Here is a 4,192-nt window from a genome sequence, read left to right on the forward strand (position 1 = left end):
GGATCTGTCCGCGCCTTCAACGAAGCGTCCCATCCATATCCCCCATCAGGAAACGGAGGAATCGTAACCGACTCGTGGCTTTTCACACAGCCAGGGTCAAAAGCGGCTGCCAGCCAACCAGTGGGGCGACGTCCGGCTTCCCTCCGACAGCAGACGTGGCGTTGGCTTCCGTGGTGTTCAGCTCGGGGCCAATATCGGAAGTAACGGACACGAAGTTGCGCCGTAGGCGGAGGCAGCGTTCAATCCGACAGACGAGGAATGCGACGTATGGATGCGAGTGCGATGGGATGTGAGGCAAGGGCGTTACAGCCTTGCTTGCCGAACGGGCGCGATGCCCCATGACTTAAGGCAGCGCCGCCAATGCATTTCTGAGTTGCACCGGCCGTTTTAGCCACCAGACCGTATCAAATACGGATCCAAGGACCCAGCTAAACGGTCCGCCACTTGGTTGGCGCCCGGCGTGGACTGCTTTTCGCGATGAAGCGAGCCGACGGAATTCACGACCAGCCCACTACAAGCAAGAACAGCTATCGCAATCGCAGCGAGATATTTGGTCCTCATGACGATGGTGCCCTTTATCGCCCCATGAACTAACCGGACACTCTCAGAAATGGTTCCCGAACACTGCGGCCCAATGTTTTCGGCCGCATCGGAAGTTGCTTCCATGGCGCCAGCGACTAGCCGCTGGGGCAGGTTCCTCCTTCGGAATGGAACATCGCGGTCGCGATCAGAAATCAAGGAACGAAAGCGTCCGCCTGGCTTTAGAAAAACTGAGGCCGTCGCTCGCCTGTAGTAACACGGCGCATGTCGCGGATAGCCAAAGGTCGTGGCGAACGACCCGCTGTTCTTAACACAAGCGCTCGCGCAGATAGCCAAAAGCGACGGTCTCCAGTTCTATTCAAAATCGCCAGCAGTGCCCCGATCGGTTGCCGGGGAGGCACGGGTGCTGCCGGAACCGAAGGCTCCGTCATGCGCAACCGAATTGACATTGACCACATGCACTGTCGGGCCATCATTCGAGAGATCGGCGAGAGACTACGTGCGTCGCTGAAACCAGAGTCGAAACTACCGGCGAGCCTGAGAGCGCAAATCGATCGGCTCCGCGAATTCGAAGCGGCCGAGCACTGGAACAAGGCGCGCGGTTGAGCCGCAGCCTCGGCCGAACATGGATGAACGATGCCGCCGGTGAAGCTTCGTGCATCGACGATCTTGAATGAGTACGGTAAGGCGCAATCCGAATTGATCGGCAAAACCGTCGTCCTTACTGACGGAAAGGCAGGCACGGTCGAGAACGTTTGGCTGGATGAATTGCACGGGCTTCGGATTTCAATCAAAGGTCATGACGGAAGATGGCCGGTCTCAACCATCAAGTTCGAGGAGAACTAGACCTTCGCACCCGCTGCGTATCACCCCAATAGCGCGCTATTTCAGAACATTCCGATCAGGATGAAAAACCCGATCTCAATCAGGAACGTCGTGCTCATAACCGCGACCGTAAGGAACAGGTCGCTCGCCGAAAGAGGGTTCATGAATGCCTCGTCTTGCGAAGCCCCGGGAGTAAATCATTCAGGCTAGAAAATGTTTCAGTTCCAAACGCAGATGGCGCGAGATGCGAGCGGGGCGGACATCCTAGGCGGCCTAATTCGGATCACAAGCAGTCGATGCCAAGTAAGCGGGGCAACTTCCACTTTGCTCTCGGAAGCTGACGTTTATGAGTACACGCCAGTTTCGACCAAGTGAGGCCCGCCGGTTCACGCTGGCGGGCCTAGCACTCCCGGCGCTCTAATCCGCAATTAGATCGGCAGCCGGGAGCATTGGGGCTGGAATGCATGCCCGTGCCATGTTCGCCCTCACACGGCAATGCTCGAACTTCGCGCACCGGTATTCTTACGGAATCCATTTTCGGAACGGGGTGTTCTATTAAAAGAACACCGGCGAGATTTGAGCACCAAGGTTTTTCGTAGTTCCGGGAATGCCGCAGTGGGGGCTGGAACCACGCTGCGGCTTTTCCCATTGGACCCGCGTCTCAGATCACGCGGTTCCGGCTGGCAAGCCCAAAACATCGTATTCGAAGGCGACGCCCTCCGGATCGTTTTCATCGAACCATCGTTCCGCGGCGTCCACCGTTGCGAAAACCTTGATGTGATCAATGTCGCCGACCTGCTTGCCCGTATTGACGTACACGAAGACGGTCATTGATCCCTCTTCAGCTTGCGCCGGCCCCAATGCGGTTCTTTTCCCTTCGGGTTAAACTCCAGGACGTGGTGGCGGTTCAACGCCCGTATGACCCCGATGCGGGCAAACATCGTCGGACCGCCACCTTCCGCCACCAGGATCAAGGCTTCCATCGCCGCTTGCCACTCCGGTGCGGCGTGCTCTTTCTTCGGCAGTGCGGCAATGTACTCGCCGGCGTCGAGCAGCGTCACCAGAGTGCGTTCGCCGATCCTGATCGGACCCTCGAAAGGCCGACGCCAGCCTCGTTCGGTCATTCCTTTCGCTTCAGTTCAGGTCCCGCGGCAGCAATGGCGTGTTCAACCTCGTCGGCCAGAACTGTCAGATGCTCGGCCAGCCTTGTGAACAGTTCTCGCTTCTTGGGTTCAGTAGCAAGATCGCGGATCAAGGCGCACTCGGCAGCATCCGTGCGAAGCTTTTCCAACTGAGCCTGCATGTCCTTCATTGCGATCGGTTCCGTTCCCGATGAGAAACTATACCGCTTTGGGCACAAGTGGACAGAACTGATTGCCGGTTTTTCCTATGCTCATGACCACCTGGCGACCCCATTACCGCCAAGGTGACCTCCAAACGGCCCCGGCAACTTAGTCTTTTGCTGGGGCCGCTTTTGCGCTGATGCTGATCAGCCGGACATAGGTCCCGCTCTCGTGCAGCTCGGGCCAGCCCTTCTCAATGCTTGATGCCGGCGCCGAACTCCGACCCGGTGGCCTTGAGCGTGTAGAGAAACGGAGCATTGAGCTTTTCGATGTGAATGCGACCGTCCTGGACGGCTTCAATGGTCTTCGCGAGCTCGACCAGTTTGCGGGCGGCGGCTTCAGGTGCGGCAAAGGCACGTTCGGCGGCGAGTTTCATGCAGATCGACTACCCGATTCTTCGTCCCCCCCAGGCCGAACTGCTTCACCCGCACTTGTGGTTTTTGGCGTGCAGCGCGGTTCGATCGCCAGTCATCTCACCGACGTAGTCGTCAATGGCGCTCATCAGCTTCTCGCGGTCGGCGCGGCGATCCTTCCTGCCAAAGATGAGGTAGTGGCGAAGCCGGCCGAGCTCGGCCAGATCGGTCGCTATCGCCTCGGCCCGCACTTCCTCCGCGCGCTGACGCATGCGTAGTTGGTGCCAAGCTCTCGCCGCCGCTCTGTTCTCTGCCTTGGTCATGACGCCATCGAACCGCGGCGCAGGCGAGAGTCAAATTATCGATTCCTAGCGGCGCGGGATGCTCGCGAGCTACTGCCGGTCGTGGGTGTGGAAAAGCAAAGGGCCGCCGATTCACGATGGCGGGTTTTTGTCGCTGATGCGGAACGCAGTTGAAGGCGGAACGCAGTTGAAGGCCCGTCAGTTTATCGGGCAGGCGATCCGTTTGCTGAGAGGCGGTGCGTCATGGACTGTCTCAGCCTTGTCATACCTGCTGCTATTGGCGTGCTAGCCGGTCTGTTCTTCCCCGGCCACAACAACATTGATCGGCGGAGAAGGTGACGCATTTGCCCCAGTCCGCATGAGCATAGAGAGCCCGCCGAATTCCACGCTGGCGGGCTACCCCATTCGCTCAGTGCGGAGATCTCCGACGAGTGCTAAGTTGGCACTGTGATGATCTTCAGGAATCCTCGGGCCGTCTTTGCTTTAATGGGCATTTGGGCGTGTTTCGCCCTGATGCTCTGGCTCCTTGCAAAGCTGTGGCCGGTTTTACTTGCTCTCGGTGGTTGACCCACGGCTCACGCTATCGGGAGCCTATGGGGCAATGTCAGAACGACGTAGGCTAATCCGAACCTTGGCCCGCGGAACGCGCGCGAACTACTGCGCGTCGCGGGTGTGGAAAAGCAAAGGCCCGCCGGTTCACGATGGCGGGCTGGGCGTCTCTCGCAACTGCCCTAGTAGGCGCGGCGGCCGTGCCGCCGATAAGCTGCGGGGTTTTCCACGCCCGCGAAGTATGGATTTATGGCGCACTCTGCTGCGCGGCCCGATGCCG

At 58.9% G+C, this 4,192-nt stretch carries 6 protein-coding genes; 1 reads left to right on the top strand and 5 read right to left on the bottom strand.

Annotated features, from left to right (window positions below):
- The first annotated feature begins 1,176 nt into the window (after nt 1–1,176).
- Complete coding sequence (locus tag CT676_RS43085) at nt 1,177–1,386, top strand: PRC-barrel domain-containing protein (protein WP_135217292.1); 210 nt, start codon at nt 1,177–1,179, stop codon at nt 1,384–1,386.
- A 645-nt stretch (nt 1,387–2,031) separates the two neighbouring features.
- Here CT676_RS43085 and CT676_RS44690 read toward each other — a convergent pair.
- The 5 genes from CT676_RS44690 to CT676_RS43105 form a co-directional block, all read right to left on the bottom strand.
- Nucleotides 2,032–2,196, bottom strand: coding sequence for a hypothetical protein (locus CT676_RS44690; protein WP_167768350.1), 165 nt, complete (start codon nt 2,194–2,196; stop codon nt 2,032–2,034).
- Nucleotides 2,193–2,489, bottom strand: a complete 297-nt coding sequence (locus CT676_RS44695) for a hypothetical protein (protein WP_244623531.1) — start codon at nt 2,487–2,489, stop codon at nt 2,193–2,195. Before CT676_RS44695 ends, CT676_RS44690 begins: the two co-directional genes overlap by 4 nt.
- Nucleotides 2,486–2,677, bottom strand: coding sequence for a hypothetical protein (locus CT676_RS43095; protein WP_038955530.1), 192 nt, complete (start codon nt 2,675–2,677; stop codon nt 2,486–2,488). The genes CT676_RS44695 and CT676_RS43095 overlap by 4 nt, the downstream gene beginning before the upstream one ends.
- 224 nt (nt 2,678–2,901) lie before the next feature.
- On the bottom strand, nt 2,902–3,084 hold the full coding sequence (locus tag CT676_RS43100) for a hypothetical protein (protein WP_343287527.1): 183 nt from the start codon (nt 3,082–3,084) through the stop codon (nt 2,902–2,904).
- Nucleotides 3,085–3,129: 45 nt separating this feature from the next.
- Nucleotides 3,130–3,384, bottom strand: a complete 255-nt coding sequence (locus CT676_RS43105) for a hypothetical protein (RefSeq protein WP_167768351.1) — start codon at nt 3,382–3,384, stop codon at nt 3,130–3,132.
- Between the last annotated feature and the right edge of the window lie 808 nt (nt 3,385–4,192).

Origin of the sequence: Bradyrhizobium sp. MOS001 (genome assembly GCF_004634465.1) — a bacterium.
Taxonomy (GTDB): Bacteria; Pseudomonadota; Alphaproteobacteria; order Rhizobiales; family Xanthobacteraceae; genus Bradyrhizobium; species Bradyrhizobium barranii.

Excerpts from the sequence above, each read along its gene's own strand:
- CT676_RS43085 (WP_135217292.1), top strand. The coding sequence starts at position 1,177 with ATGCCGCCGGTGAAGCTTCGTGCATCGACGATCTTGAATGAGTACGGT.
- CT676_RS44690 (WP_167768350.1), bottom strand. The coding sequence starts at position 2,196 with ATGACCGTCTTCGTGTACGTCAATACGGGCAAGCAGGTCGGCGACATT.
- CT676_RS44695 (WP_244623531.1), bottom strand. The coding sequence starts at position 2,489 with ATGACCGAACGAGGCTGGCGTCGGCCTTTCGAGGGTCCGATCAGGATC.
- CT676_RS43095 (WP_038955530.1), bottom strand. The coding sequence starts at position 2,677 with ATGAAGGACATGCAGGCTCAGTTGGAAAAGCTTCGCACGGATGCTGCC.
- CT676_RS43100 (WP_343287527.1), bottom strand. The coding sequence starts at position 3,084 with ATGAAACTCGCCGCCGAACGTGCCTTTGCCGCACCTGAAGCCGCCGCC.
- CT676_RS43105 (WP_167768351.1), bottom strand. The coding sequence starts at position 3,384 with ATGACCAAGGCAGAGAACAGAGCGGCGGCGAGAGCTTGGCACCAACTA.